The organism is Mesorhizobium sp. NPDC059054 (genome assembly GCF_042739215.1).
In the GTDB taxonomy this organism is placed as follows: Bacteria; Pseudomonadota; Alphaproteobacteria; order Rhizobiales; family Rhizobiaceae; genus Mesorhizobium.
Window position 1 is genome coordinate 80,571 of record NZ_JBHYHV010000005.1, and the last position, 25,612, is coordinate 106,182.

At 62.2% G+C, this 25,612-nt stretch carries 26 protein-coding genes; 13 read left to right on the forward strand and 13 right to left on the reverse strand.

All coding sequences use genetic code 11. The features are described from left to right. Nucleotides 1–55: 55 nt before the first annotated feature. The 4 genes from ACFWXH_RS21365 to ACFWXH_RS21380 all read right to left on the reverse strand — a co-directional run bounded on the left by ACFWXH_RS21365 (nucleotide 56) and on the right by ACFWXH_RS21380 (nucleotide 4,695). Nucleotides 56–1,405 carry an alpha-glucosidase/alpha-galactosidase gene (locus ACFWXH_RS21365; RefSeq protein WP_379123372.1) on the reverse strand — a complete coding sequence of 450 codons (1,350 nt, stop codon included), beginning with the start codon at nucleotides 1,403–1,405 and terminating at the stop codon, nucleotides 56–58. A 186-nt stretch (nucleotides 1,406–1,591) separates the two neighbouring features. Continuing rightward, the gene (locus tag ACFWXH_RS21370) at nucleotides 1,592–2,926 is read right to left on the reverse strand and encodes an ABC transporter substrate-binding protein (protein WP_379123373.1); all 1,335 of its coding nucleotides are present in this window, start codon (nucleotides 2,924–2,926) and stop codon (nucleotides 1,592–1,594) included. Between the two features lie 37 nt (nucleotides 2,927–2,963). Further along, nucleotides 2,964–3,836, reverse strand: a complete 873-nt coding sequence (locus ACFWXH_RS21375) for a carbohydrate ABC transporter permease (protein ID WP_379123374.1) — start codon at nucleotides 3,834–3,836, stop codon at nucleotides 2,964–2,966. Between the two features lie 7 nt (nucleotides 3,837–3,843). Then, nucleotides 3,844–4,695 carry a carbohydrate ABC transporter permease gene (locus tag ACFWXH_RS21380; RefSeq protein WP_379123375.1) on the reverse strand — a complete coding sequence of 284 codons (852 nt, stop codon included), beginning with the start codon at nucleotides 4,693–4,695 and terminating at the stop codon, nucleotides 3,844–3,846. A 244-nt stretch (nucleotides 4,696–4,939) separates the two neighbouring features. On the opposite strand from ACFWXH_RS21380, the gene ACFWXH_RS21385 reads away from it, so the two are divergent. Then, complete coding sequence (locus ACFWXH_RS21385; protein WP_379123376.1) at nucleotides 4,940–5,971, forward strand: LacI family DNA-binding transcriptional regulator; 1,032 nt, start codon at nucleotides 4,940–4,942, stop codon at nucleotides 5,969–5,971. 143 nt (nucleotides 5,972–6,114) lie between these two features. Here the strand turns inward: ACFWXH_RS21385 and ACFWXH_RS21390 are convergent, their stop codons facing one another. Next, nucleotides 6,115–6,255, reverse strand: coding sequence for a hypothetical protein (locus tag ACFWXH_RS21390; RefSeq protein ID WP_162531845.1), 141 nt, complete (start codon nucleotides 6,253–6,255; stop codon nucleotides 6,115–6,117). A 695-nt stretch (nucleotides 6,256–6,950) separates the two neighbouring features. Here ACFWXH_RS21390 and ACFWXH_RS21395 point away from each other — a divergent pair. From ACFWXH_RS21395 to ACFWXH_RS21405, 3 genes are all read left to right on the forward strand, one after another. Continuing rightward, the gene (locus ACFWXH_RS21395; RefSeq protein ID WP_054309529.1) at nucleotides 6,951–8,105 is read left to right on the forward strand and encodes a porin; all 1,155 of its coding nucleotides are present in this window, start codon (nucleotides 6,951–6,953) and stop codon (nucleotides 8,103–8,105) included. A 560-nt stretch (nucleotides 8,106–8,665) separates the two neighbouring features. Beyond that, nucleotides 8,666–9,118, forward strand: coding sequence for a MarR family winged helix-turn-helix transcriptional regulator (locus tag ACFWXH_RS21400; RefSeq protein WP_379123377.1), 453 nt, complete (start codon nucleotides 8,666–8,668; stop codon nucleotides 9,116–9,118). Nucleotides 9,119–9,285: 167 nt separating this feature from the next. Further along, complete coding sequence (locus ACFWXH_RS21405; protein ID WP_379123378.1) at nucleotides 9,286–10,392, forward strand: calcium:proton antiporter; 1,107 nt, start codon at nucleotides 9,286–9,288, stop codon at nucleotides 10,390–10,392. 23 nt (nucleotides 10,393–10,415) lie between these two features. On the opposite strand, the gene ACFWXH_RS21410 is transcribed toward ACFWXH_RS21405, so the two are convergent. Both ACFWXH_RS21410 and ACFWXH_RS21415 read right to left on the reverse strand, forming a co-directional pair. Then, the gene (locus ACFWXH_RS21410) at nucleotides 10,416–10,889 is read right to left on the reverse strand and encodes a nucleoside deaminase (protein WP_379123379.1); all 474 of its coding nucleotides are present in this window, start codon (nucleotides 10,887–10,889) and stop codon (nucleotides 10,416–10,418) included. 116 nt (nucleotides 10,890–11,005) lie between these two features. Further along, nucleotides 11,006–11,704 carry a type 1 glutamine amidotransferase gene (locus ACFWXH_RS21415; protein WP_379123380.1) on the reverse strand — a complete coding sequence of 233 codons (699 nt, stop codon included), beginning with the start codon at nucleotides 11,702–11,704 and terminating at the stop codon, nucleotides 11,006–11,008. Nucleotides 11,705–11,796: 92 nt separating this feature from the next. Between ACFWXH_RS21415 and ACFWXH_RS21420 the strand changes: the two genes are divergently transcribed. Beyond that, nucleotides 11,797–12,465 carry a hypothetical protein gene (locus ACFWXH_RS21420; RefSeq protein WP_379123381.1) on the forward strand — a complete coding sequence of 223 codons (669 nt, stop codon included), beginning with the start codon at nucleotides 11,797–11,799 and terminating at the stop codon, nucleotides 12,463–12,465. Between the two features lie 19 nt (nucleotides 12,466–12,484). On the opposite strand, the gene ACFWXH_RS21425 is transcribed toward ACFWXH_RS21420, so the two are convergent. Further along, a complete protein-coding gene (locus ACFWXH_RS21425; RefSeq protein ID WP_379123382.1) occupies nucleotides 12,485–12,862 on the reverse strand; it encodes a winged helix-turn-helix transcriptional regulator in 378 nt (125 codons plus the stop codon). A gap of 190 nt (nucleotides 12,863–13,052) precedes the next feature. Between ACFWXH_RS21425 and ACFWXH_RS21430 the strand changes: the two genes are divergently transcribed. Next, a complete protein-coding gene (locus ACFWXH_RS21430) occupies nucleotides 13,053–13,487 on the forward strand; it encodes a GFA family protein (protein WP_379123383.1) in 435 nt (144 codons plus the stop codon). 3 nt (nucleotides 13,488–13,490) lie between these two features. On the opposite strand, the gene ACFWXH_RS21435 is transcribed toward ACFWXH_RS21430, so the two are convergent. Then, nucleotides 13,491–13,886 carry a GFA family protein gene (locus ACFWXH_RS21435; RefSeq protein ID WP_379123384.1) on the reverse strand — a complete coding sequence of 132 codons (396 nt, stop codon included), beginning with the start codon at nucleotides 13,884–13,886 and terminating at the stop codon, nucleotides 13,491–13,493. A 141-nt stretch (nucleotides 13,887–14,027) separates the two neighbouring features. Between ACFWXH_RS21435 and ACFWXH_RS21440 the strand changes: the two genes are divergently transcribed. Next, nucleotides 14,028–14,759 carry a 16S rRNA (uracil(1498)-N(3))-methyltransferase gene (locus tag ACFWXH_RS21440; protein WP_379123816.1) on the forward strand — a complete coding sequence of 244 codons (732 nt, stop codon included), beginning with the start codon at nucleotides 14,028–14,030 and terminating at the stop codon, nucleotides 14,757–14,759. A 6-nt stretch (nucleotides 14,760–14,765) separates the two neighbouring features. Here ACFWXH_RS21440 and ACFWXH_RS21445 read toward each other — a convergent pair whose 3' ends face one another. Continuing rightward, nucleotides 14,766–15,677, reverse strand: coding sequence for an alpha/beta fold hydrolase (locus ACFWXH_RS21445; protein ID WP_379123385.1), 912 nt, complete (start codon nucleotides 15,675–15,677; stop codon nucleotides 14,766–14,768). 90 nt (nucleotides 15,678–15,767) lie between these two features. Between ACFWXH_RS21445 and ACFWXH_RS21450 the strand changes: the two genes are divergently transcribed. Further along, on the forward strand, nucleotides 15,768–16,355 hold the full coding sequence (locus ACFWXH_RS21450; protein WP_379123386.1) for a TetR/AcrR family transcriptional regulator: 588 nt from the start codon (nucleotides 15,768–15,770) through the stop codon (nucleotides 16,353–16,355). A gap of 324 nt (nucleotides 16,356–16,679) precedes the next feature. Continuing rightward, entirely contained in the window at nucleotides 16,680–18,053 is a 1,374-nt protein-coding gene (locus ACFWXH_RS21455) for a glutamate--cysteine ligase (RefSeq protein ID WP_379123388.1), read from the forward strand. A 56-nt stretch (nucleotides 18,054–18,109) separates the two neighbouring features. Here ACFWXH_RS21455 and ACFWXH_RS21460 read toward each other — a convergent pair whose 3' ends face one another. Then, nucleotides 18,110–18,940: a GyrI-like domain-containing protein gene (locus tag ACFWXH_RS21460; RefSeq protein WP_379123817.1), complete on the reverse strand. Its 831-nt coding sequence runs from the start codon at nucleotides 18,938–18,940 to the stop codon at nucleotides 18,110–18,112. Between the two features lie 238 nt (nucleotides 18,941–19,178). Here ACFWXH_RS21460 and ACFWXH_RS21465 point away from each other — a divergent pair, with 238 nt between their 5' ends. Continuing rightward, nucleotides 19,179–20,090 carry a DUF937 domain-containing protein gene (locus ACFWXH_RS21465; RefSeq protein WP_379123389.1) on the forward strand — a complete coding sequence of 304 codons (912 nt, stop codon included), beginning with the start codon at nucleotides 19,179–19,181 and terminating at the stop codon, nucleotides 20,088–20,090. A gap of 158 nt (nucleotides 20,091–20,248) precedes the next feature. Next, on the forward strand, nucleotides 20,249–21,283 hold the full coding sequence (locus ACFWXH_RS21470) for an aldo/keto reductase (protein WP_379123391.1): 1,035 nt from the start codon (nucleotides 20,249–20,251) through the stop codon (nucleotides 21,281–21,283). Nucleotides 21,284–21,476: 193 nt separating this feature from the next. On the opposite strand, the gene ACFWXH_RS21475 is transcribed toward ACFWXH_RS21470, so the two are convergent. Beyond that, the gene (locus tag ACFWXH_RS21475) at nucleotides 21,477–21,746 is read right to left on the reverse strand and encodes a DUF1127 domain-containing protein (protein ID WP_054309542.1); all 270 of its coding nucleotides are present in this window, start codon (nucleotides 21,744–21,746) and stop codon (nucleotides 21,477–21,479) included. Between the two features lie 171 nt (nucleotides 21,747–21,917). On the opposite strand from ACFWXH_RS21475, the gene ACFWXH_RS21480 reads away from it, so the two are divergent. After that, on the forward strand, nucleotides 21,918–22,874 hold the full coding sequence (locus ACFWXH_RS21480; protein WP_379123392.1) for a LysR substrate-binding domain-containing protein: 957 nt from the start codon (nucleotides 21,918–21,920) through the stop codon (nucleotides 22,872–22,874). A gap of 18 nt (nucleotides 22,875–22,892) precedes the next feature. Here ACFWXH_RS21480 and ACFWXH_RS21485 read toward each other — a convergent pair whose 3' ends face one another. Then, entirely contained in the window at nucleotides 22,893–23,843 is a 951-nt protein-coding gene (locus ACFWXH_RS21485; RefSeq protein ID WP_379123393.1) for a DMT family transporter, read from the reverse strand. A gap of 135 nt (nucleotides 23,844–23,978) precedes the next feature. Between ACFWXH_RS21485 and xseA the strand changes: the two genes are divergently transcribed. Beyond that, on the forward strand, nucleotides 23,979–25,574 hold the full coding sequence (gene xseA, locus ACFWXH_RS21490) for an exodeoxyribonuclease VII large subunit (RefSeq protein ID WP_379123394.1): 1,596 nt from the start codon (nucleotides 23,979–23,981) through the stop codon (nucleotides 25,572–25,574). The last annotated feature ends 38 nt before the right edge of the window (nucleotides 25,575–25,612 follow it).

The following is a 25,612-nucleotide window of genomic DNA, read 5'->3' on the forward strand; positions in this document are numbered from 1 at the left end:
GGGTTTTCTTGCGGGGATGGCGGCGGGCCGAATGGCCTCGCCATTCGGCGGTCGTTCAGCCGCGCGCCCATGCGGGCAGCCAATCGCCATGTGCTGCGATCAGCCTGTCGACGAGGGTCCAGATCTGATCGAGATCGAGTTCGGCCGCAGTGTGCGGATCCATCATTGCCGCATGGTAGATGTGTTCACGGTTTTCCGTTGTCAGCGCCCTGACGGTGAGCTCCTGCACGTTAATGTTGGTGCGGATGAGTGCGGTCAGTTGCGGCGGCAGATCGCCGACGACGGTTGGCTGGATGCCGTTTGCATCGACGAGGCAAGGCACTTCCGCAACGCAATTGTCCGGCAGCGAGGTGATCGAGCCATTGTTGCGCTGGTTGCCGTAGATGGTCGACGGCTCGCCGGTCCAGACCGAATTCATGATGGAAGAGGCATATTCGTGGCTCTCCTTGATGTCGATCGTGCTGGCGCCTTTCAGCGTCTTGGATTCCTCCTTCCAGCGGGCGATCTGCTCGACACAGCGTTTTGGATACTCATCGAGCGGGATGCCGAATTTCTCGATGAGGTCGGCACGGCCGTCTTTGATGAAATAGGGCGTATATTCCGCGAAGTGCTCGGAGCTTTCAGTGACGAAGTAGCCGAGCCGCGTCAGCATTTCATAGCGGACCTTGTTCGGGCAGCGCGGGTTCCAGTGACTTGGTTTCGGGAAGCGCCCTTCGCGGTAGCCCCGCACCAGGTCGGGATAGAGATTGCGATAGCTGCCGTCCGCCTGGCGATGTTCGAAGGTCAGGAAGAACGCCATGTGATTGATGCCGGCGGCGCGGTAGCGGATTTCCGAAACCGGGATATCGAGATCGCGCGACAGTTCGTAGGCGGTGCCCTGAACGGAATGGCACAGCCCCACCTGCCTGATTGACGGATACTTCTCGGCGATTGCCCAAATGTTGATCGCCATCGGATTCACATATTGCAGCAGGATCGCGTCGGGGCAGACCTGAAGCATGTCCTCACATATGTTCCAGAGATGCGGCACTGTCCGCAATCCGCGCATGATACCGCCAACGCCGAGCGTGTCGGCAATCGTCTGACGCAGGCCGAATTGCTTGGGGACCTCGAAGTCGGTCACCGTGCAGGGCTCGTAGCCTCCGATCTGAAAGGCGACAACGACGAAATCCGCTCCTTCCAATGCCTTGCGCTGGTTGGAATGGGTTTCAATGACGGCATTGGCGCCAAGCGCCTGCACAAGTTTGCCGGCAACGACTTCGCTCTCCTTCAGCCGCTCGGGATTGATGTCCATCAACGCGATCACCGCGTCCTGGAGCGCGGGGCGATACAGCACATCGCCGATGATGTTCTTCATGAAAACGGTGGAGCCGGCTCCGATGAAAGTGATCTTTGGGCGTCGCATTGCGGGTTCTCGGTGGGATGAAAAGGGATTGTGAAGGTTCCTCCGACGTCAGGGAGAGAACGCCGGAGGAAGATCCTGCCGCGGGAGAGATGCGCCAGGGATTCGAATTGAGAAGCTCGCCCGGCCTTGTTGTTGGAGCGTGATCTTTTCCGAAAACCGGGTCCACGTTTCGGGATCACGCTCTAGCTAGAGCATGCCATTGGCCTGGTCGTTGGCTTCCTTGAGGATGGTTGCGGGATCACCCTTGCCAAGCAGGACGTTCTCGATGGCCGTCGTCAGGATCGCCGATATCTCGGAAGCGCGATCGGAGATCGGGAACGGAAAAGTGGTTTCCGGTGTCGCCAGCTGGACAAAGGCGGACACGTCCAGCCCCTTCGCCTTGTGTGCCTCCTCGGCCGCCTTTGCTGCTTCGGGACGAGCCGGGAAGACGACGCCCGATTTGCCGACGATGGTCTGGCATTCCGATCCGCCGAGATACTTCACCCATTTCCAGGCTTCGTCCTTGTGCTGGGATCCGGACCAGATGCTGTCGGACAGACCGTTGAACATCGAGCGGCGGCCATCCGGTCCCTGCGGCAAAGGTGCAAAGCCGAATTCAGCCTTCGAGGTGTCCCGATAGGAGGAGATGTTCCACGAGCCATCCGGAACGATGGCCGCCTTTCCGGCAGCGAAGATCGCGGTGGCGTTCAGCCTGCCGGTCTGCTCCTGGCTAAGCGCGAAGCCCTTCTTCAAGGCAAGATCGCGTATCCAGGTCAGCGTTTCGGCAAGCGCCGGGCTGTCATAGCCATACTGCTTGCCCCACGGCTTATCGATCGGCTTGAACCCGTCGGAGACGGCGAGGAAACTCCATTGCGTCTGGCCGTAACCGTCAACGGTGTTGGTTGCCCAGCCATAGACGGAAACCTTGGACTTGTCGAAACCGGTTTCGTCACCGCGCTTGCCGTTTTGATCCACGCTGAGGCGCGCGACGATCTTCTCGAGCGAACCACCATCCTTCGGGTTCCAGGTGAGGTTCTTGAGCTCTTCCTCGCTGATGCCGGCATCGGCGACCATCTTCTTGTTGTAGATAAGGGCGATCGTGTCCCAATCCTTCGGCAAGCCATATTGCCGGTCGTCCTTGTTCCAGCTTTCGGCAAGACCTGGGAGATAGGCCTTCATCTCCACCTTGTCGGCCGCGATACGGTCCGTCAGGTCATCCATCACACCGTTCGCCAGGAATTCCGGGAAGCGGCTGAGATGGTTGACGAACACGTCCGGCGCCGTGCCTGCGACAAAGGACGTGCTCAGCGTGGTCCAGTAATTGTCCCAGCTGTCCTGTTTGATGTTGATCTTGATGCCGGGATTTTCAGCTTCGAACTTGTCGGCGCATTGGCGATAGACGGGAGCCTGGTTGGCGTCCCACATGGCATAGTTCAAGGTCACATCCTCGGCCCAGGCAAACGAGGATCCGAGCGTGGTAAGCGCGGTTGCGGTGGCAAAAACGCCCGTCAGGTGTCTTTTCCCCATCAGATATTCTTTCATTGTCTCTCCTCCACTTTTCGATTCCACGGCTGGCCGGCTACTTCAGGCCGCTGGTCTGCAGCGACTCCACGATTTGCCGGCCGAATACGATGAGCATGGCGATGACGGGCAGGATCGACAGCACGATCGCTGCCATGAGCCCGCTCCAGTCGGGATTGCCCCGGCCCGTCTGGCTCATGAAATCGGACAGGGCGACCGCCATGACACGAACGCCGGGGTCGCGCCCCACCAGGAAGGGCCAGAAGAACTCGTTCCAGGAATTGATGGACAGCAGGATCGCCAGCGTAGCGATCGGACCTTTCTGGATGGGCAGTGCGACGCGCCAGAAGATCTGAAACTGGGACGCCCCCTCGAGCCGCGCCGCCTCGTCCAGCTCTTTCGGCGCGGAAAGGAAGAACTGGCGCAGGAAGAACACAGCGAAAGGCGTCATCAGGATGGTCGGGGCAACCAGCCCGGCAAAGCTGTTCAGGAGACCAAGCTGCTTGATGAGGACAAAGTTCGGGATGAACAGCACCACGCTCGGGATCATGGTGGCGGCAAGGAAGGCGAAAAACAGCTTGTTGCGGCCCGGAAAGTTCATGCGGGCAAAAGCGTAGCCGGCCAGCGCCGAAAAGAAGATCTGCCCTGTGACCGTCAGCGCCGTGTAGATGACGCTGTTTCGCAGTGCGAGCATGAAGTCGATCGGTGAAGCGCGGAATGCCGACACCTCGATGGTCGAAGGCAGGCCCATCACGCGCAGGAAGTTCCCGGGCGTATAGGCATTCGGCAACAGGCTCGAAGCGCTGGTGTAGACGTCGTCCGGATAAGTGAGGCCGATCTTGAGCGCCATCCACAGCGGCAGCAGGGATATGAAAACGAACACCGCCAGGACGGGATAACCCAGGACAGCCTGTGGAGTGAGCTTCTTCATCGCGGCCTCAATCCAGATCCGACTGATCTGCCCGCAACACCCGCATCTGCAGGAGCGTGATGAGGATCAGCGTGGCGAACAGCACGACGGAAATCGCCGACGCGTATCCCATCCTGTTGAATTTGAAGGCGTTCTCGTAGATGTACCAGAGAATGACACGGGTCGAATTGGACGGGCCGCCCGCAGTCGCCACGGCCACGACGTCGAAGACCTGAAACGAACCGATGAGGCTGGTCACCACGACAAAAGCCAACACGGGACGCAGCAACGGCAGGGTGATGCGGCGGAACATCGTCCACTCCCCCGCCCCCTCCAGCCGGGCTGCTTCGTAAAGATAGCCAGGGATGGCCTGAAGGCCGGCATAGAACAGCAGTGCGGTCAGGCCCGTATGCCTCCAGGTGGAGATGGCAGCCACCGACACCATCGCCTGATCCGGAGAGGCGAGAAAACCTTGCGGCGAGACACCGAAGAAGGTGAGGAATGCATTCACGAGGCCGAGGATCGGATCCAGCATCATCATCCAGACGAGCGCGGCGACCACATTGGAGATGAGATAAGGCGCGATGATCGTCGCCCTCAGCCAGACGGCGCGCGCCAGCCGGTCCGAGAGCACTGCCAGCAACAGGCCGAGCACGGTTTGCAGCGGAATGTTGTAGAGGACATAGGCCAGCGTCACCTTGGCCGAATGCCAGAAATTCCCGTCCGAGAGCAGCGTCGCATAGTTGCCAAGCCCGACGAATTTCGGTGCACGCATCAGGTTCCAGTCGGTCAGGCTGATCTCGACGGCGCGAACGGTGGGCACCAGGTAGAAGATCAGGAAACCGACAAAGGCCGGGGCCACGAAGAGATAGCCGATCAAGGCCTCCTTCCGCCGCCTCTGACGCAATGAAACGTTCCTCGCACGTCCCGGCATACGATCTCCACCCAATCGACCTTTACACGTGTTAGCCTTCAGAATTTTCATTCCTAACACGTGTTAGCAATGCATAATGACGAAAAGCCGTTGTTGTCAAGCAGCGTCTTCGGTTGTAGGTCATATCCAGGGCGAAGCGACTGAATGCGTTGACAAAAGTCAGTGCGGCTCAAGCGCCCGGAGGCTGCCGATGAGTTCCACCCGTGTGACCAGTCATGATGTGGCACGCCGCGCCGGCGTATCCCGTGCGACGGTATCGCTGGTCCTGAACCGTTCGGAAAGCGTGGTTCTCAGCAAGGAGACCCGTGAACGCGTGATGCAGGCTGCTGCGGAACTCGGTTACAAGCCCAATTCGGCCGGCCGCATGCTGGTGAGCGGCCTCACGGAAACGATAGGGCTCGTGGTCTCCGATCCTTCGATCCTGCTGGTCGACCAATACATTCCGCAGGTCCTCTACGGTATCGAAAAGGCTAACCGCGAGATGGGCTTCCACGTCCTGGTCGAGGGGCTTGAAGCCCACGGCAAAGGCGGAGCCTATGACAATCTCGTGGAATCGCGGCGCATCGACGGTTTGATCGTAGTCAACCCGCGTGCCGGCGACGAAGCGCTGTTCGCCCTCATCGACAAGAACTTTCCTGTCGTCCTTGTCGGCTCAGTCCGCCACCCATCCGAGATGTCGGTGACGTTCACCACGCGCGAGGCAATCAAGGCAGCCGTCGATCACGTCGTCGGCCTCGGCCACAAGCGGATCGGGGCCATAACGTTTTCGCCACGAGGCTTCGTAGCGACCGATGCGCGATTGACTGCACTGGAACGCAGCCTGCAAGACCACGGACTTTCACTGGACAAGGATGCGGTGGAAGAGGGCGATTTCAGTGCCGAAAGCGGCTACGCGGCAGCAACAGCACTCTTGCGTCGTCGCCCGGACATCACCGCACTTTTTGCGGGCAACGACACGATTGCCATCGGCGTCCTCAACGCAGCGCAGGAACAAGGCCGCCGCGTTCCGGACGACCTTTCCATCATCGGATTCGACGATCTGCCCTTCGCTCCGTGGCTGACGCCCCCGTTGACCACGATCAAGACGGATGGCGTCCGACAAGGGACAATCGCTGCTCAAATGCTGTTCGCGCGACTGAACCACAAGCCCCTGGAAAACAAGCGTGTGCGGTTGGCGCCGCAACTGGTGGTGCGCCACTCAACGGGACCTGCGCGGCTGTGACAGTCGGGAAACGAGCCTTCGGAGCCGACAGCTGTCGACGCGATCCAAGTCACGCAGATCTTGGCTAAATCGACCGGGCGCGAGGCTGTGCCCGCGCACATTGACGGCCTGTTCAGTCGGAAACGGCCGTCTGGAGGGGCTTCTCAGTGCGAGGCGGAGACCACGCCGTAGCCGTCGACGGCGATATGGTTGTTGGCTGCATCGGCTGCGTAGATGCCGAGACCGCACACAACGATCGCGGACAGCATGAAGAAGGACAGAAGCGCTGCTTTCACGGAGGTCATCTCAAATTGAGCCTTCTGTATTGTCCTGCAAAGGAACGGTTACGAATGTGTTGAAACGCACACGTCGCGGCGGTGTTTCTGCACATTTGCGTGTCTGGACGATGCTTGTTTCGGCTTGTGTGACGCTTGTGCCACAGTGGGACACCGGCGCCGCCAAGCCAGCCGCCGCCTTCTAGGAAATCGGGCCGACACAGGCCAAGCCCGAAATGCGCCGTCCACAGCGGAATCCGGCGGGCGTGCCAAATTTGCCACGCGGACGTTGCGGAAGCTTAGGGGCGCGTTTTCAGGTGACAGGAACGGCGCCCGACCACGCCTCGTCATCGTTCCCTGAAAACCGCCAGAGCCCGCTATCCATCTTCTCCGGTGCAATCGAAATTGTTTCGGAGACTGACTATATTTGTTTGAAACCGTTTCATTTGATGATCAACTAAAAGTAAACAAAATTAAAAATCGACCATCCGAAGAAATTTCTCATATTAAACAAATATATATATAAACCAAATCAATTGAAACTGTTTCATATGAAATCATTATTCCGAAATAGAACACGAACATGTGATCACTCGTTGCTGTCTGGATACACATCAACTTAAGTGACGCGACGTAATATCATTCAACGCCATTTGAGCTTAAAAATATTCAGGGTGCGAGGTTGATCGTACATACTCGGAACCCAGTATCGATAGGGGATTACAGTGAACATCAGAACGCTTCTTTTAGGTTCGACTGCGGCTTTGATTGCCGTATCAGGCGCGCGCGCCGCTGACGCGGTCGTCGTCGCCGAGCCGGAACCCGCTGAATACGTCAAGATCTGCGACGTCTACGGCGCCGGCTATTTCTACATACCTGGCACCGAGACCTGCCTGCGCGTCGGCGGATATATCCGCTACGACGCTGCGCTTGGGGATCGAGGCACTTTCGATGGCGCCAAGACCAACGACCGCCTCAATGGCAAGGAACAGGATACCTGGAACAAGAACACCCGCTTCACGCTGAAGACCTGGACCGGTCAGGAGACCGAACTCGGCACCCTGAAGACCTACACCGAGACCCGCTTCAACTTTGGCAACGACAACAGCAATGCCGACGCCCGCAACAGAGGCATTTCGCTGAACTTCGCCTGGATCCAGCTCGGCGGCCTGCGCGTCGGTAAGGACGAGTCGGCCTACGACACCTTCATCGGCTATGCCGGCAACGTCATCCAGGACACGATCGTTCCTTACGGCGAATTCGACACGAACCTGATCAGCTACACCTTCGACGCCGGCAACGGCTTCTCGGCACTCGTCTCGCTGGAACAGGGCTCGGGCAGCTATGATACCTTCGTGAAGGACGGGGCTGGCAACTGGGTTCCGGGCATCGTCGACAACACCATCGACAGCTACGCTCCGAACGTCGTGGTCGGCGCCAAGTACAGCCAGGGCTGGGGCGGCATCACCGGTGTCGTCGCCTACAACCCCAGCTGGGAAGAATGGGCCGGCAAGGTACGCCTCGACGTGAACGCCACCGATCAGATCTCCCTGTGGGTCATGGGCGGCTATGGCACCGACGACAATGCCGCGCGCAGCTTCTACAAACCATGGGGCGGTAACTGGGCCGTCTGGGGCGGCGGCGCCTACAAATTCAACGAGAAAACCACGTTCAATCTCCAGGCTTCGTATGACGAGCAGGAGAACCTGGGTATCGCCGCCAACGTCGCTTATCAGCTGGTTCAGGGCTTCACCGTCACGGCCGAAGTTGACTACCTCAACGAAGGCAAGCGCGGCGATGCCGACTGGCTCGGCGACTGGACCACGACAGACAAGAAGAGCAGCGTTGGCGGCATCCTCCGCTTCCAGCGCGACTTCTAGGAAGTTTCTCCTTTAGCGGGTGCCGGTTTGACCTCCAGTCATTCGCTCTTTTTATCGAGGTGAGAAATCACCTGAGATCGGCCTGGACTGTCTTGGCCGATCTCCTCGAAAGTTCTCGGCCCGGTCCTCCCGGGCAGGCCGAACGAAACAGGACCGCAGGTTGGGACATCCTGATGCCGTCGTCCCACGAGCAACTTCGGCTCGACCTTTTCGGCGCAGACGACATCGATGATCCAGCTGATCCGCGGCCGCCACCCCTGTCGGCCGCGGCTCAGCTTTGGCTGCAAGAGACACTTCGGAACGTTGCAGCCGAAGCCGGCCGTAACATTTCCGTGTTGCGGGAACTCCCTTTCCCTGCCTGCATTTTTCGTTTGCCGGATCGGGAACTCCGGCGAGGTCAACACCACCAAATGGAAGCGGATGATCGATCAGTGGAGCATGCTGTGGGAGGGACCTCGTCTGTTCCCATTCACGACAAAGCGATCTTCTTTTCTTCCAGGCCTCTTCGGAAGCTTTCGGGGTGCCGCGACTTCAGTGGGTGATATGCGGACAGGTCGACAATGGAAGAACAGGAAAACCCGATCACAATTTTCGAAGACATGGGGGAGATAGTCAGACGTCTACAAGATATCTACGAAATCGCACTGCAGGGTACGGGCCTCTCGCTGGCAGAAGGCGCGACCCTGTACCGGATAGCGCACGGTGGCGCCAACAGTCAGAAGATGCTGGCCGACAAACTGCGGATCGAAACACCAACCTTTGCACGGCTGGCCAGAAGGCTTGAGATCAGGGGACTGATCCGGCGCTTCGAAGATGACAGCGACCGCCGCGTCAAGCAGCTTTTCGTTACCACCGAAGGTATGGCGCTGGTCTCGAAACTGACCGAGAAAGTCGCCGCCGATACAGCGCAATTGCTGGCCTGCTTCGGTCGGGCCGAGCTGGAAGCCACGAAAGCGGTTGTCAGAGGCATCTCGACAAATATCGGTGCCCTTGCGCGCGACAGAGTACGATAGCGGCATCCCACACCACCGGCGCATTCCCGTTTGCCACCCAGACACATTGGGCGGCAGCGCTTTTGCGCCGATATCGGCCGGTCGCGAATGTACAGGACGGCCCTCTTCCACTACCTTCGCTGCCGACACCGTCAAACCTGCAATGATCTCCGTCGCTTAAGGAACACATGGCTCTCGATCACCACACGACAATACCGTTCTGGACCTGGGCAGCGCCGGCGGCGGCACTCGTGCTGGTGGCCCTCAAATATGCAGGGCTGGTTTCAGACGATTCGACGCTGGTGATCATCCTTGCAGCAATTGCGCTCGGTGCGTCGGTGTTTGCGTCCGTGCATCACGCGGAGATCCTGGCGCTGAGGGTCGGCGAGCCGATGGGCTCGATCATCCTGGCCGCCGCGGTAACGATCCTGGAAGTCGGGTTGATCGTCTCCATCATGCTTGCCGGCTCGGAGGGGAGCGAGTCCGTGGCGCGCGACACGGTATTTTCGGCGCTGATGATCGTGCTCAACTGCGTGATCGGACTTTGCCTGGTGTTCGGCGGCCGACGGCATCACGAGCAGACGTTTCAGCTCAATGCCGCGTCCGCCTCGCTTGCCGTGCTCGGCACGCTGGCAGTCATCGTGCTGGTGCTGCCGAATTTCGTCTCGGCGGGCGGCCCGCAGCAATTCTCGTCCATCCAGTTGCTGGTCGTCGGCGTGGTCCTGCTGGTTCTCTACGCGGTCTTCGTCTTCATCCAGACGATCAAGCATCGCGACTATTTCATGGACGTTCCCGTCGCCGGACAGGACCCCGACGAGGCGCCTCTCGAACCACCCACATCCAAGGTGACGTTGGTGAGTGCCGTGATGCTTCCGCTCTCGCTGCTCGTCGTGATCCTGTTGGCGAAGGTGCTGTCGCATCCGCTTGAGAGCCTTGTCGCGGCCGCCGGCCTTCCCCAGGCTGTCGTCGGTGTCGTGATCGCAACGCTGGTGCTGTTGCCCGAAGGCATCGCCTCGGTACGCGCCGCGCTTCTGAACCGGCTGCAGAATAGCGTGAACCTCGTGCTCGGCTCAGCGCTCGCCAGCATCGGCATGACGATCCCGGTTGTCGCCGCCGTCGCCGTGCTGACGGAACGCAAGCTGGTCCTGGGCCTCAGCCCCGCCACCACGGTCCTGCTGCTGCTGACGCTGTTCGTCAGCACGATCACGCTCGGAACCGGACGCACCACCGTGCTGCAAGGCGCGGTGCATCTCGGCATCTTCGTCATCTTCCTGTTGATCACGGCGGTGCCATAAACAACAAGCCACCGGGTGCTCTGTCAGCGACCGTGGAAAGCCACGTGCAACTGCCGCACTTGTTCCGCAAGCTCGGGAACCGGACCTTCGACCGCAATGCCTTCGACGACGCTTTCGATCGGCAAGGCCCGAACCCGGGAAGCACTCACCCCAAGCTCGGCGAGCCAGGTGGTCAGCTGTTTCGTCGAACTGGCATAGACGATACGGCCCAGCCCCACCCAGCCATGAGCTGCGGAACACATCGGGCAGTGTTCGCCTGACGTGTAGACGGTCGCGACAGCACGCTCTTCCGGCGTCATGTTGTTGGCGGCCCAGCGCGCGATCGCGAACTCGGGATGCTGGGTATGATCGCCGCCCGCGACATGGTTGTGATCTTCGAACAGCACATCGCCAGCGCCGGACACCAGGATCGAGCCGAAAGGTTCGTCGCCCGTGTCCAGGGCGGTTCTCGCCAGGTCGACACAGCGGCGCAGGTGCTTCAGGTCAACGTCGTTCATCGCGGCATCCAATTCTCAAACGGTGACGATCTTGCCAGCCGGAGGCATCCGCGACCGGCATTCCCCGGCTGGCGGACAATTCTAACTGGACTGCGGCTTGTCTGCCACCCAAACGCTCAGATTGTGGCTACCCACGCCCTGGCGATAGCAAGGCCTGACTGGTCGGCCAGCGCGGCATTGCGGGCAGCCTCGGCGGGAAGCCGCTCCGGCCAATCGGGCCAGCGCGCCGTTACGGTTTCGGCAAAGGCAGTTGTCCAGTAGTCGACCACAGCTCGATCGGCCTCGAAATGGAACTGGAAGGCGTAGACGGCGCGGCCGAGACGGAAGGCCTGGTTCTCGGCCACCATGCTCGAGGCCAGCCGCACGGCGCTGGGCGGCAAGGTGAAGGTGTCGTCGTGCCACTGGAAGATAGGGAAGGCCACCGGCATTGCGCCGAGAACCGCGTCGGTCTTGGCCGCGTCGGTCAAGGTCACGCCGTGCCAGCCGAATTCGGAGGCGCCGCCGACCTGGTTCATGCCGCCGAAGGCACGCGCCAGAAGCTGGCTGCCGAGGCAGATGCCGAGCACCGAGCGATCCTTATGCGCGAAGTCGCGGATAAGGTCGAGCAATTCGGGAAAATAGGGATGGCTGTCGTCGGCAAGCGCATTCTGGCCGCCTCCGAACATCACCAGCGCGTCATGTTCGCTGGCGTCCTTCGGCAACCGGTCGCCAAGATAGGCCTTGCGAACATCGATCTCGGCCTTGGCTTCGGCGAGCGCCGCTCCGACGTTGCCGAGGTCCGTGCCCTGGTAATTCTCGACGACAAGAACCCGCATGACCATCCTGACATGAATTGCACTGGTGGTTGCGTATCATGGCAGCAAAGCACTGGCCAAGCGCCGGTGCCGGACAGGAACGGAAAAAGCCTATGCCACTGCAGAACCGGGTCGATCCATTCGGCGCCATCCACGCCGTGCCGGAACGCGGACTGTTCACCGGCAATCGCGGCATCATCCACGATCCGGAAACGAAGACGCTGCTGAAGAAACGCTGGGCGCTGCCGGCCTGGATCATCTGCGTCTGCGAGTATCAGGGTCGCAGGCGCGAGCCGATGGGACGCAACCGGCCTGGGGGCAAAGCCGGCTGGACCGAGCTGTTCTTTCTCGACGAGCCGACCGCACTCGCCGCCGGACACCGGCCCTGCTTCTTCTGCCAGCGGGCACGGGCGAGCGAATTCCTCGGCTGTTTTGGCGAGGCCGTCGCCATCGCGCAGCCACGTGCGCCGCAGGTGGACGCGCGGCTGCACAAGGAACGTTTCGCTTCGTCCCGCAAGCCTCTGCCACCGATGCAAGCGGAAGAGATCGCACGCCTGCCGGATGGCGCTATGGTCGCCATCGGCGGCGTGCCTTTCGCCGTGCGTGGCGGTGTATTGCTGCGCTGGAGCTTTGCGGGATACGGAAAGCCGGTCGGCATCGAGACCGCAACAGGAGGCAGCACATCGCTTGCGCTCATCACCCCTGCAACAACGGTTGCCGTGCTTGCGGCCGGCTTCGCGCCGATCTGGCATGCCAGTGCGAGAGGTGATCAGGCGCCGTAGTCGGGCAAGATCGTTCCCGTCACGCGCGCAGGCGGATCAGCGGCCGTGACTTTTCCTGGACAACGCTCGGGCGCATGGCGATACGGCGCTCCTGCGCCTTGCCCCAGGCGGACATGACGCCGACCGCCTCGTTGAGGGTATGCCCAACATCCGTCACCGAATATTCGACCCTCTGCACCGCGCCGGGAAAAACCTCACGCCTGACCAGGCCATCGGCCTCCATCTCGCGCAGCTGCTGCGCCAGCACCTTTTCACTCACGCCCGGCAGCAGCCGGCGCAATTCGCCGAACCGGCGCGGCGCAAGATTGATCTCCCACAGGATGCCGGTCTTCCACTTGCCGCCGATGGCATTCAGCGCCGTGGCAAAACCGCATCCGTCGGTCTCGAGATGTTTCATGCCGTCCTCCGGTTCCGGTCGCGCCGGCCCGGTCCGCCGGGCCGGCACTTACTTCAAAGTGCGTAATTTACCCCCGGACTGGGAACGACCTATCACGACAACAGGTTTGACGAGAGGTATGGGCGCAAACCCGGTCGCGGCAAGGCGCACAAGGCGGCCTGGCCGATACCTCCTGACAGGATCGGCAGGAATGGACAGTATGAAAACGACGGAACGACCGGGATATCTCAAGACCAGAACCGCCCGCTGCGGCTGCGGCGGGCTGACTGTCATCGTCGCGGGCGAGCCACGCAGCGTCTATGCCTGCGCCTGCGTGGAATGCCAGCGCGCCACCGGCACCGCCTTTTCCTACCGTGCGGTCTTCGTCGAGGATGCGGTCGTCAGCGTGGAAGGTGAGCGCCGGACATGGCGTCGTACCGGAGATGTCGGGCGCTGGGTGGAGCAGACGTTCTGCCCGACCTGCGGCGCGCTGGTGTTCATGACTGGAGAAGGCTTGCCCGGCGCGGTCTCCATCTCGGTCGGCTGCTTTTCCGATCCGGACTTCGCACCGCCGGCGACGCTGTTTCGCGCCCGGCGCAAGCATCGCTGGTTCGATCCCGGGCCTCAGACGCGCATAAGCGAATAAGCGCTATTCCAGCGTTTCCTGACCGACCGAAGCGACATTCGGCAGATCGTAATAGTCGCCGGCGCATTCCGGATAGAGCTGACTTTCCATCCTGAGACCGGTTGGCCCGTCGATCGTGCCTGCCCATACCGAAAGCCGGTCGCTTTCGAAGCGGCGCCAGAACAGGTTGGAGCCGCACACCTTGCAGAAGCCGCGTTCGGCGATGTCCGAGGAGCGGAACCAGGTCAGCGTGTCGCCGTCGATCATCGCATCGGCGGCAGCCACCTGCGTTGCCGCCACATAGTGCCCTGAGGTCTTGCGACATTGCACACAATGGCAGGCGACGACCGGGCGCAGTTCGCCGCGCAGCTCATAGGTGGTGCCACCGCACAGGCAGCCGCCGCGCGTGATCTTGCTCATGCGTGCTCTCCATCAGCATCCGGCATGAAGCTAAGCGGACTGTTTGACTGGCGATGAGGCAAAACCGACGCCCGCACGTCGTTGCCGGCAATGCGTTCAGCCCTGCTTGACCTTCGGCAAGGCCTGCCGCATTGCTCGGCCATGCGCGCCAACTACAAAATGCAACGGCTGTTCGTGCCGGACGATCTGTCGGCCGGTGTCGAGTTCGAACCGGACGCCCAGCAGAGCCATTATCTGATGCATGTGCTTCGCCTCGGCGAAGGCGCCGAACTCCTGGCCTTCAACGGCCGCGACGGCGAATGGACGGCCGCGATCACCGCCAGGACCAAGAAGGCGGTGCGGCTGACCGTGCGGGCGCAGCAGAGGCTACAGCCACCACTGCCCGATCTCCTTTACTGCTTCGCGCCCCTGAAGGTCGGGCGGCAGGACTACCTGATCCAGAAAGCGGTGGAGATGGGCGCCGGCGTGTTGCAGCCGGTGCTGACCCAGCACACGCAAGGCAAGATCACGGCCGAGCGCATGCATGCCAACGCCATCGAAGCCGCCGAGCAATGCGGCGTGCTGGCGGTTCCGGCGGTGCGCGAGTCGGTGAAATTCGATCGGCTGCTCGCTGGCTGGGACAAGGAAAGACGGCTGGTGTTCTGCGACGAGGACGCCTCGACCAACAATCCGCTGCCGGCGCTGCAGGCGATTGCGGAAAAGAAGCTGGCACTGCTGGTCGGTCCTGAAGGCGGCTTTTCCGACGACGAACGCCGGATGCTGCGCGCCCTGCCCTTCGTCACCGCCATTCCGCTGGGGCCGCGCATCCTGCGCGCCGACACCGCCGCTGTCGCGGCGCTGGCGGTGATGCAGGCGACGGTCGGGGATTGGTAGGGCGCCCTACCCGACTTCCTTGTCCGGCCAGGGATTGACCCCGTCGCGCAGCCACAACAGCGTATCCAGCCAGAAACCGATGGCATGACGGTTGTGGAACAAGCTGAAGTGGCCGACCGTCTCCTGGCCTAGATCGGCGGGCTGGAGCAATACCTGTGTCCGCGGCCCGCCGCGATAGCGGTCGAGGATGGCGCGGATTGCCGGCACGGTGGCGATGTCGTCATCGGACATGGTGATGGCCAGAATCGACGCCGTCATCGCATCGAAGCGGCTGAGGACCGCTTCGCGCTCCCGTTGCGGATAGTTGTCTTCCAGATATGGCCGGCGAAAGGCCCATTCGTAGGCGACACCAGCCGGAAGGTCTTCCAGCCAGCCCAGGCGGCGACCGGGAAAATAGCCACACAGCGCCGTCAGCGCCGGCATCGCGACATGCCATTTCAGGAACAGACGGGTGCGATGTGCCGGCGCGTAGTGGCGCCAGCAGCCGAACTGCCCACCGATGGAGAGCAGGCGGTGGATGACCGGGGCATGGGCGGCCAGTCCGGGCAAGGCGCCGCCGACGCTATGACCGACAACGGAGACGGGAGAGGAACCATCGCGTGCGAGCACCCAGGCCAGCACCGCCTCGAAATCCTTTTCGCCCCACTCACGCCAGCGATAGCCACAGCCACGCAAGCTTGCCGGGCGCGAGGCACCGATGCCGCGATAGTCGTAGGTGACGACATCGAAGCCATGTGCGGCGAGGAAGCGGCCATAGCGGTGATAATAGCGGGCAAGCACGCCCGTGGCGGGATTGATGATGACGGTGCCGGCGGCCGTGCCGCGGATACGAGGCCAGAAATGGCCGCCCAAGATGATGCCGTCGGTAGAGATGATCTCGATCGGCCGGGCTTCCTGGATCAGCGCGGAGACGGTCATGGCAGGCCTCTCGTGGAGCACGAACACACGAGATTCCGCTTAGCGCAGATCGGCTTGTTGTTACACTCACTAGTCGGTATACATAGACACATGAAACCGACCGCGAACACGACCCGCGAGCGCATCGTCGCCGCAGCCTCCAAACTGTTCTATGGCCAGGGCGTGCGCGCTGTCTCCGTCGATGCCGTCGCCGAAAAAGCGGGGCTCACCAAGCGCACATTTTATTATCATTTCGCCAGCAAGGACGACCTGATCGCCGCCTATCTGGAGCGGCGCGACCAGCCCAATCTCGGCCTGTTCCGGCATTGGTTCACGGAGAGCGAGGGCGAGCTTGCTGACAAGGTCGCGGCCATCTTCCAGACGCTTGGGCAAGCGGCCAGGCGTCCGGCCTGGAAGGGTTGCGGTTTCCTGCGGACCGCCGCCGAACTTGCCGACATGCCGGGCCATCCGGCGATCCGCATCGGCATCGCCCACAAGAAGCGTTTTGAAGACTGGCTGAAGGCCGTTTTCGAAGCCGACGGCATTCAAGAGGCCGAGTTGCTGGCGCGACAGATCCTGCTTCTGCTCGACGGTTGTTTTGCCACGGTGCTGCTCAACCGCGACCCCTCCTACATGGAGAGCGCGGGCGCTGCGGCCGCCACACTTGTCAGGGCGGCGCAGGCGCAACGCTCCCTCTAGAGCGTTTCCACCTCTAGCGGAAACGCTCTAATCCCTATTTTTACGCAATTCCGGACGCAAAACCGCTGCGCACTTTTGCTGAAATTGCTTGGAGACAAAAAGCAATTGCGGCGCGATCAAATCCTGTTGACGATTGGCTCAGGATTTTTTGCTTGATCGTCTCCTGACATTTCGTTCACAAGCGCGCGGCGATCATCCGATCTGCCGCCTGGAGCATGATCCCGAAAAGTTGCAGACTTTTCGGGGAAAGATCATGCGACAAGACAAAGGGATAGAGTGGAAGGCGATTCACCTTTGATCGAATTCCGCTCCAAAAGGGGCTATATGGCACGCGACACGACCGATTTCCGACCCATCGAGGGTATGGACGAACTCGTCGACTACCTGGCCAAGGGCAACAAACCACGCTCCGAGTGGCGCATCGGCACCGAACACGAGAAATTCCCCTTCTATGTCGACGGCCATGCGCCGGTGCCTTATGGCGGCGATCGCGGCATCCGCTCGATCCTGGAAGGCATGCAGGACAAGCTCGGCTGGGATCCCATCCTGGACGAAGGTCGCATCATCGGCTTGGTCGAGCCGACCGGCCAAGGGGCGATTTCGCTGGAGCCCGGCGGGCAGTTCGAACTCTCCGGCGCGCCGCTGGAATCGATCCACCAGACCTGTCGCGAAGGCAACGCCCATCTGGCGCAGGTGCGCGAAATCGCCGAGCCGCTCGGCATCCGTTTCCTCGGCCTCGGCGGCAGCCCGAAATGGACGCTGGCCGAGACGCCGAAAATGCCGAAGTCGCGTTATGAGATCATGACGCGCTACATGCCCAAGGTCGGCACCAAGGGCCTCGACATGATGTACCGCACCTGCACGATCCAGGTGAACCTCGACTTCGAGAGCGAGGCGGACATGCGCCGCAAGATGCAGGTTTCGCTGAAGCTGCAGCCGCTTTCCACCGCGTTGTTCGCCAACTCGCCTTTCACCGAGGGCCGCCCGAATGGCCTGCAGAGCTGGCGCGGCGACATCTGGCGCGATACCGACAACCAGCGCTCCGGCCTGCTCGACTTCTGCTTCTCGCCGGAATTCGGCTTTGCCGACTATGTCGAATGGGCGCTCGACGTGCCGATGTATTTCGTCATCCGCGATGGCCGCTACCACGACATGACACACATCACCTTCCGCCAGTTCATGGACGGTGCGGCACGCAACGAGGTGCCGGACGGCTTGCCCACGATGGGCGACTGGGCAAATCATCTGTCGACGCTGTTCCCCGATGTTCGCCTCAAACGTTTCCTGGAAATGCGCGGCGCCGATGGCGGCCCGTGGCGGCGCATCTGCGCGCTGCCGGCCTTCTGGGTCGGCCTGCTTTATGACGAGGCAGCCCTCGACGCCGCCGAGGCGCTGACGCGCGACTGGAGCTACGAGGAAGTCAAGGCGATGCGCGATGCCGTTCCGGAAAAAGGCATCGGCGCGCCGTTCCGTTCGACCACGCTGCGGGACGTCGCCCGCGAAGTGCTGGCGCTGTCGCGCCTGGGCCTGAAGAACCGCAACAAGCTGAACCGCGACGGCTTCGACGAAACCTCGTTCCTGTCGACGCTGGACGAGGTGGTGGCGCGCGGTACAACCAGCGCCGAAGAGATGCTGGCCGCCTACCACACGCGCTGGGGCGACTCGATCGAGCCGGTGTTCCTGGAGTACGCGTATTAAACTGTAGGCAGGGCAATCGCATGCGGCCGGTCCGACCGCATGCTCCACTCCATCGATCACTTGATCGGAATCCAGATTTCGACCTCACCGAAGCCGGTGCCGGCGTCGAAACGCTCGTCATAGCGCTCGAAGTCGGGCGCACACGCCACCTCAAGATCCGATTCCGGCAGGGATTTGTTCCAGATCGTGTAGACGGTGCTGCGTATCGCGGAGATATGTCCCCGGTGCGTAAACACCGCGTATCGGCGGGCGGGAATTCGAATGCGGCTCAACTCCGCGGGGATGGCCGAGAAGTCACGGACTTCCACGCCGCAGATGTATTCGAAATTGCCCGCATCGTCGCCGTTGCAGCAAACGCCGTAGCACGTCCATCCGACCTGCCCGGGAATGCTGCCGATGGAGGGACCGAAACGCTGCCACTGCGCCGGAATGCCCTCATTGGTCTCAAAAGTATAGCGTTCGCCAAGGCCGGCAATCAGCAGGGTCTGACCGTCCTCGATGCGAGGAGCTTCCAATTCGACGAGAAGACTATGATCCATCCTGATCGGCTCCAAAAGTTTCAGGTTTTCGAGATGGCCTTGCGCGCGCACCTGCTCGGGCGTGAGACGGAAATGGTTGCGGAAGGCCCTGGAGAAAGCCTCATGCGAGCCGTAGCCGGCGTCCAGTGCCACGGTCAGAATGTCCGGCGCGCCGCCCGAGAGCGCTCGGGCAGCCTCGGCAAGGCGGCGGTTGCGCAGATATCCCATCACGGTGTGGCCAGTTGCGGCCCCGAAGACTCGCGACAGGTGAAAGCGCGAGACGCCACTCGCCTCCGCGACCTCCGCCAACGAAATGGCTTGCGCGAAGCGGTGCTCGATGAGCCATAGGGCTTTTCCTACAGGATCCATGCGCGCTCCCATGAAGACCTTTTCCTTATGGCCGATTCCAGAGGCTGCCATTTGATCGCCGTTGCGCACGCATGATGTCCATATCGGACCGAACCGGACACGTCCCAAACCCAATGCCGTTCGTGAGACCGGATGCCGGAATCGTTTTCCTCTGCGCAAGAACGACCCAATTGCCCACTTCAATCCTCCCTGGAAAGGCACTACGCTTCTCCAAGGCGCATACGCTGCGGAGGAGACGATGCTGAACCTGTTCGACATGCTGAACCAGTCCCAGAACGGCAACGGCATGGAGGCGCTGGCGCGCCAGTTCAACCTGAACCAGCAGCAGACGCAAGCCGCGGTGGAAGCGCTGCTGCCGGCCTTCAGCCAGGGCCTGAAGCGCAACACGGCCGACCCCTATGGCGTCGGCACCTTCATGAATGCGATGGCCAGCGGCCAGTATGGCCAGTATTTCGACAATGCCGCGCAGGCCTTTTCACCGCAGGGTGTGCAACAAGGCAACGACGTGCTCGGCCAGTTGTTCGGCTCCAAGGACCTGTCGCGAGCTGTCGCCGCGCAGGCCGCGCAGGCCAGCGGCGTCGGCCAGCAGGTGCTGCAGCAGATGCTGCCCGTGCTGGCCTCGATGGTGATGGGCGGGCTGTTCAAGCAGACCACCAACCAGATGCAGGGAGCCGGCGGCTTCGGAGGCGGCAACAATCCGCTCGGCCAGATCATCGAGGAGATGATGCGGCAGGGCGGCGGCATGATGGGCGGGCAGCCGCAACAGCGCCAGGCGCCACAAGGCCAGAACCCGTTCGGCAACAACCCGCTGGGCGACAATCCACTCGGCAAGGTGCTGCAGGATATGTTCGGCGGCGGCGCGCAGCAACAGGCGCCGCAACCGCAACAGCAGCCGCAAAACCCCTTCGGCGACAACAATCCCTGGGGCAAGATCCTGCAGGACATGCTGGGCGGCGCACAGCAGGCGCCGGATCCCGGCCCGCAACGCCGCGCTCCGGAACCCGCGCCGAATCCGAGCGGACAGGCGCGCAACCCCTATGACGATATTTTCGGCAAGATGTTCGAGACCGGCCGCCAGCAGCGCGACGACTATCAGCAGGGCGTGGAAAGCATCTTCGACCAGTTCCTGAAAGGCATGGACCGACGATAGGCAAAAGCACCGGCGCTGCCCTGCCCGCAAGGAGGCGATAGCAGCGCCAAGTCTCGACGCCTGTGAATTGATCTCACAGATCTTTTACCTGCTGCCACTCTGTTTCACGAAACGACGGACCTCTATCTAGCCGCCATTGGCAGATGGAGACTCCTAAGATGGAATATCGCAACCTCGGCAAATCGGGTCTGAGAGTGCCCGCCCTTTCCTTCGGCGCAGGCACGTTTGCCGGTTCGGGGCCACTGTTCAGTGCCTGGGGCAATACCGGCGTCGAGGAAGCCCGCCGGCTGGTGGACATCTGCCTGGAGGCCGGCGTCAATCTGTTCGACACCGCCGACGTCTATTCCGATGGTGCATCGGAGACGGTGCTCGGCGAGGCGATCAAGGGCCGGCGCAACGACGTGCTGATTTCGACCAAGGCCAGCCTGCCGCTGGGCGACGGGCCGAACCAGTGGGGATCGTCGCGCAGCCGGCTGATCGACGCGGTGGACGCCGCCCTCGGCCGGCTCGGCACCGACCATATCGACATCTTCCAGTTGCACGCCTTCGATGCGCACACGCCTGTCGAGGAAGTGCTGTCCACGCTCGACGGCCTCGTGCGTGCCGGCAAGCTGCGTTACATCGGCGTCTCCAACTTCTCCGGCTGGCAGATCATGAAATCGCTGGCAACGGCGGACCGGCACGGCTGGTCGCGCTATGTCGCCAACCAGGTCTATTACTCGCTGGTCGGCCGCGACTATGAGTGGGACCTGATGCCGCTTGGCCAGGACCAGGGCCTGGGTGCACTGGTGTGGAGCCCGCTCGGGTGGGGCCGCCTGACCGGCAAGATCAGCCGCAATGCGCCGGTCCCTGCCGGCAGCCGGTTGCATGAGACCGCCAGCTTCGGCCCGCCGGTGGAGGACGAACACCTCTATCGCGTCGTCGATGCGCTGCAGGACGTGGCCAAGGAAACCGGCAAAAGCGTGCCGCAGATCGCCATCAACTGGCTGCTGCAGCGGCCAACGGTGTCATCCGTCATCATCGGCGCGCGCAACGAGGAGCAGTTGCGGCAGAACCTCGGTGCCGTCGGCTGGTCGCTGACGACCGAACAGGTCGCCAGGCTCGACGCGGCAAGCACTGTGACCGCACCCTACCCGCACTTCCCCTATCACCGGCAGGAAGGCTTCGCGCGCCTCAACCCGCCGGCGGTGTGAAAATTTCCTTCTCCCCGTTTGCGGGGTGAGAAAAGCTGCTTCGATGCAGCGCCTCCAAAAGAAAAAGCCCGGTCCGTGGGGGGACCGGGCGGTGCGCAGGTCCCGGCTGGGTCGAGCCGGAAGGGAGTGGGAAACCTGCAGCAACCCTTGCTCTGCTGCGTCTCGCTGGAGGCCGGGACGCGAGCGGGAAAGATCAAGCTGCCTTGCGGACGCGCTCGCTGGTGATCGAACGCAGCTTCACCGTCGGGTCCGAGCCGAAGGGCACGTCGATGGCAACAGAAAGGTCGGCGCGGGTCAGGCCGATATCGGCAAGCTCCGAATCCGACATTTCGCCGAGACGGTAGAAGGTGCGTCGGTTTTGCCAGGCATGGAAAAAGCCGATCACTCGGTTGAACACACGCGTCGCAGCAGCCGGGGTCGCGGTGATGCGCGCACTCTCAGGGGCGAAATCATACGTGGTCATGGCTCTTCTCCTCGAAACCGCGCGCGACAGGGCTCGGGGTCACCGAAAATGGCGGCCCGCTGCCGTTTCACACGCGCTCATATGGACGATTAGATAAATGCCACGTCGCGATTGATTAATCCAACGAATGTTTTTAATCTCTATCATCAACTATGATGATGGATGGATGCCATGAAAGCGCCGCTCGATCTCGACCAGTTGCAAACCTTCATCTCGATCGCAGACACAGGATCCTTCACCCGCGCCGCCGAAGAAGTGCACCGCACGCAGTCGGCGGTGTCGATGCAGATGCGGCGGCTGGAGGAGCGCATCGGCAAGCCGCTGTTCGAAAAGGACGGCCGCTCCAACAAGCTGACCGAGGATGGCGACCGCCTTTTGTCCTATGCCCGCCGGCTGATCTATCTGAACCGCGAAACGCTTTCCGCCTTCGACGACAACCGGCTGGAAGGCACCATCCGCATCGGCACGCCGGACGATTATGCCGACCGTTTCCTGCCCGAGATCATGGCGCGCTTCGCCCGTTCCAATCCGCGCGTGGAACTGACCGTCACCTGCGAGCCGACGCCCGGCCTAGTGGAACAGATCAAGCGCGGTCATCTCGACCTTGCGCTGGTCACCCACAACGACGCGCGCGGCCAGTCGGAGGTGGTGCGGCGCGAGCCTTTGCTGTGGGTCACTTCGGCCAACCACGCCACTCATGAGGAAGAAGTGCTGCCCATGGCCTTCGGCCGGCCGAACTGCATCTGGCGCCGCGCCGCCTGCGACGTGCTGGACGAGATGCACCGCGACTACCGCATCCTGTTCTCGTCCTTTTCGGCAACGGTTATCGCTGCGGCCGTGCTGTCTGGATTGGCGATCTCGGTGCTGCCGGAATGCGCACTGCGCCCCGGCATGCGGGTGCTGGGCGAAGCCGACGGCTTCGGCCTGCTGCCGGATTGCCGCATCGGCCTGATGCGCGGACAGACCAGCAGGCCGGAGATCGTCGAGGCATTGGCGCGTCACATCGCCGAAAGCCTCGACAACATCTCGGTGCCGATGAACGAGGAGGCCGGCAGTTTCGACTTCGCCTCGCTCGCCTTCATCAAGATGAAGCGCACCAAGCCCAGCCAGATCATGCCCGGCTGGTAAGACAAGGCCGATCATGTTTTAGCGCCGGCCGCCGCGCACCACCAGTACGTTGCCGATCGCGACCAGCGCCAGGCCGACGATGGCGAATGCGGTCCACTTGTAGCCTTCGAGCACTGTCGAGACCAGCAGCGCGAAGATCGGGAACATCACCGTGGCATAGCCGGCACGCGCGGCCCCGATGCGGCCGAGCAGGGTAAGATAGGCGGCAAAACCCATGATGGTGGACACAACCGCCAGGAACAGCAGCGAGCCGAAATAGGCCGCCGTCGGCTCTACCGCGAAAGCGCGGCCCATCACCAAAGCCAGGATCGCCGACCACAGCGTGCCGTAGAACATACCCCAGGCGTTCATCGAGACGAGCGGCAGGCCCTTGCGCATGCCAGCGGCCGAAATCACGTTGCCGATGCAGAAGCTGAGCGTGCCGGCGACGCAGAAGCCAAGGCCGACCAGCGTGCCGCCGCCGAGATCGTGGCCGACAATCTCGGGCAGGAACATCAATGCGATGCCGCAGAAGCCGGTGAGCCCGCCGAGCAGGATGCGCGGCGACGGCTTTTCACGCATGACCACGGCGCCGAGCAGCATGTTCATGACCGAGGCCAGCGAGAAGACTACCGACAGAAGCCCCGAAACCAGATAGCCGGCCCCGTAGTAGAACAGCAGGAAATTGGACGAGAACATCAGCACGCCGAGCGCCACGAAGCGCATATGGTCGGCCAGCGGGAAGCGCAGCCGGCCGCGCTTCAGCACCACCCAGCCGAACATCAGCACAGTGGCGATGGCGAACCGCCAGACGATGTTGACCTCGTTGGCGACCGTACCGACCTGGAACTCGATGGCATACCAGGACAGGCTCCAGGCAATGACGGTAAGCGCATAAAGACCGTAGTCGAGCGGCTCGAAGGGGCGCTCGCTGGCGCTACGCGCCGCGACGGGTGCTGCTTCAGGCGGCCGGGATTGCTGCATGTTCATGGATGTCTTGATTTCTGAGAGTGCGCATGGGTAGGCCCATGAGCCGAGCGCGTCCATCGCATTCGTGTGGTCCAGCAATCCCCAAGTCCTATGGAAGGACTTGACCCATCCCCCATCCAGCGCGCCAATCGGCGGATGAGTGATTTTTTCGAAGACGATTCGAGGCCGGGCGCGACAAACGCCACCGAATACACGGTGAGCGAGATTTCCGGCGCGCTGAAGCGCACGGTGGAAGACACGTTCGGCAATGTCCGCGTACGCGGCGAGATCTCCGGCTATCGCGGACCGCATTCTTCTGGCCATGCCTATTTCGCGTTGAAGGACGATCGTTCCCGGCTGGATGCAGTGGTGTGGAAAGGCACGATGAGCAGGCTGCGCTTCCGCCCCGAAGAGGGCATGGAGGTGATCGCGTCCGGCAAACTCACCACTTATCCCGGCAAGTCGAACTATCAGATCGTCATCGACAATCTGGAACCCGCCGGCGCCGGCGCATTGATGGCGATGCTGGAGGAGCGCAAGCGTCGCCTCGCGGCCGAAGGCCTGTTCGACCCGGGCCGCAAGCAACTTTTGCCATACATGCCCATGGTGATCGGCGTCGTCACCTCGCCCACCGGCGCGGTCATCCGCGATATCCTGCACCGCATCCGCGACCGCTTCCCGCTGCATGTTCTGGTGTGGCCGGTGCGTGTCCAGGGCGAAACGGCCGGCATGGAAGCGACCGTCGCGGTCGAAGGCTTCAACAGCCTGGAGCCGGGCGGGCCGATCCCACGCCCTGACCTGATCATCGTGGCGCGCGGTGGCGGCAGCCTGGAAGATCTGTGGGGTTTCAACGACGAGGGGCTGGCACGCGCCGTTGCGGCTTCCGACATCCCTGTCATTTCGGCGGTCGGCCACGAGACCGACTGGACGTTGATCGACCTTGCCGCCGACATGCGTGCACCGACGCCCACGGGTGCGGCTGAAATCGCCGTGCCGGTGAAAGCCGAACTGGAGGCAACGCTGGCCAATCTGTCGGCCAGGCTTGCCGCAGCCCTTTCGCGCGGCATCGACCGCCGCCGCCAGGCGGCCCGGGCGGCGGCACGGGCTTTGCCCTCGCCGGACCAGTTGCTGGCTATGCCGAGACGCCGTTTCGACGAGGCGGAAAACCGGCTCGGCCGAGCACTGTCGGTGGCGATCGAGCGCAAGCGCGGCCGCCTCGGCGCCATCCGGCTGACGCCGGCGACGCTGTCGCGGCGCATGGACGAGGCACGGCGGCTGATCGCGCGTGACCTCGCCCGCGCGCAGGCTGCATTCCTCGGCATCGTACGCGAGCGCCGCGCGCGCTTCATGCGCACAGCCGCAAGGCTGACACCCGCCCCCATCGCCCGCCGACAGAAACTGCAGAGCGACGCGCTGGCGATCCTTGCACGCCGTAAGGACCAGGCAATGACGGTGCGGCTGGACCGGCTGCGTGCGCGCCTCACGCAGGCCGATCGCCTGCTGTCGACACTGAAACTGTCGGAACAGGCGATCCTGGAGCGCGGCTACGCACTGGTGCTGGATGCCAACGGAACGCTGGTGAAGCGGGCGGCGGAAGTGACGCCAGGAGCGGCGCTGGAACTGCGCTTTGCCGACGGTTCAGCGCATGCGACGGCTGAGGGTGGCGGCCCGGCGCCTGGCCCTGCAACGCCCAGGCCAGCCAGGACGTCGCCGAAGGAGAAAAGCGCCAGCAGCCAGGGATCGTTGTTCTAACAGCCTATGCAGCGGCTAGAGCGCCGGCAGATCATCCT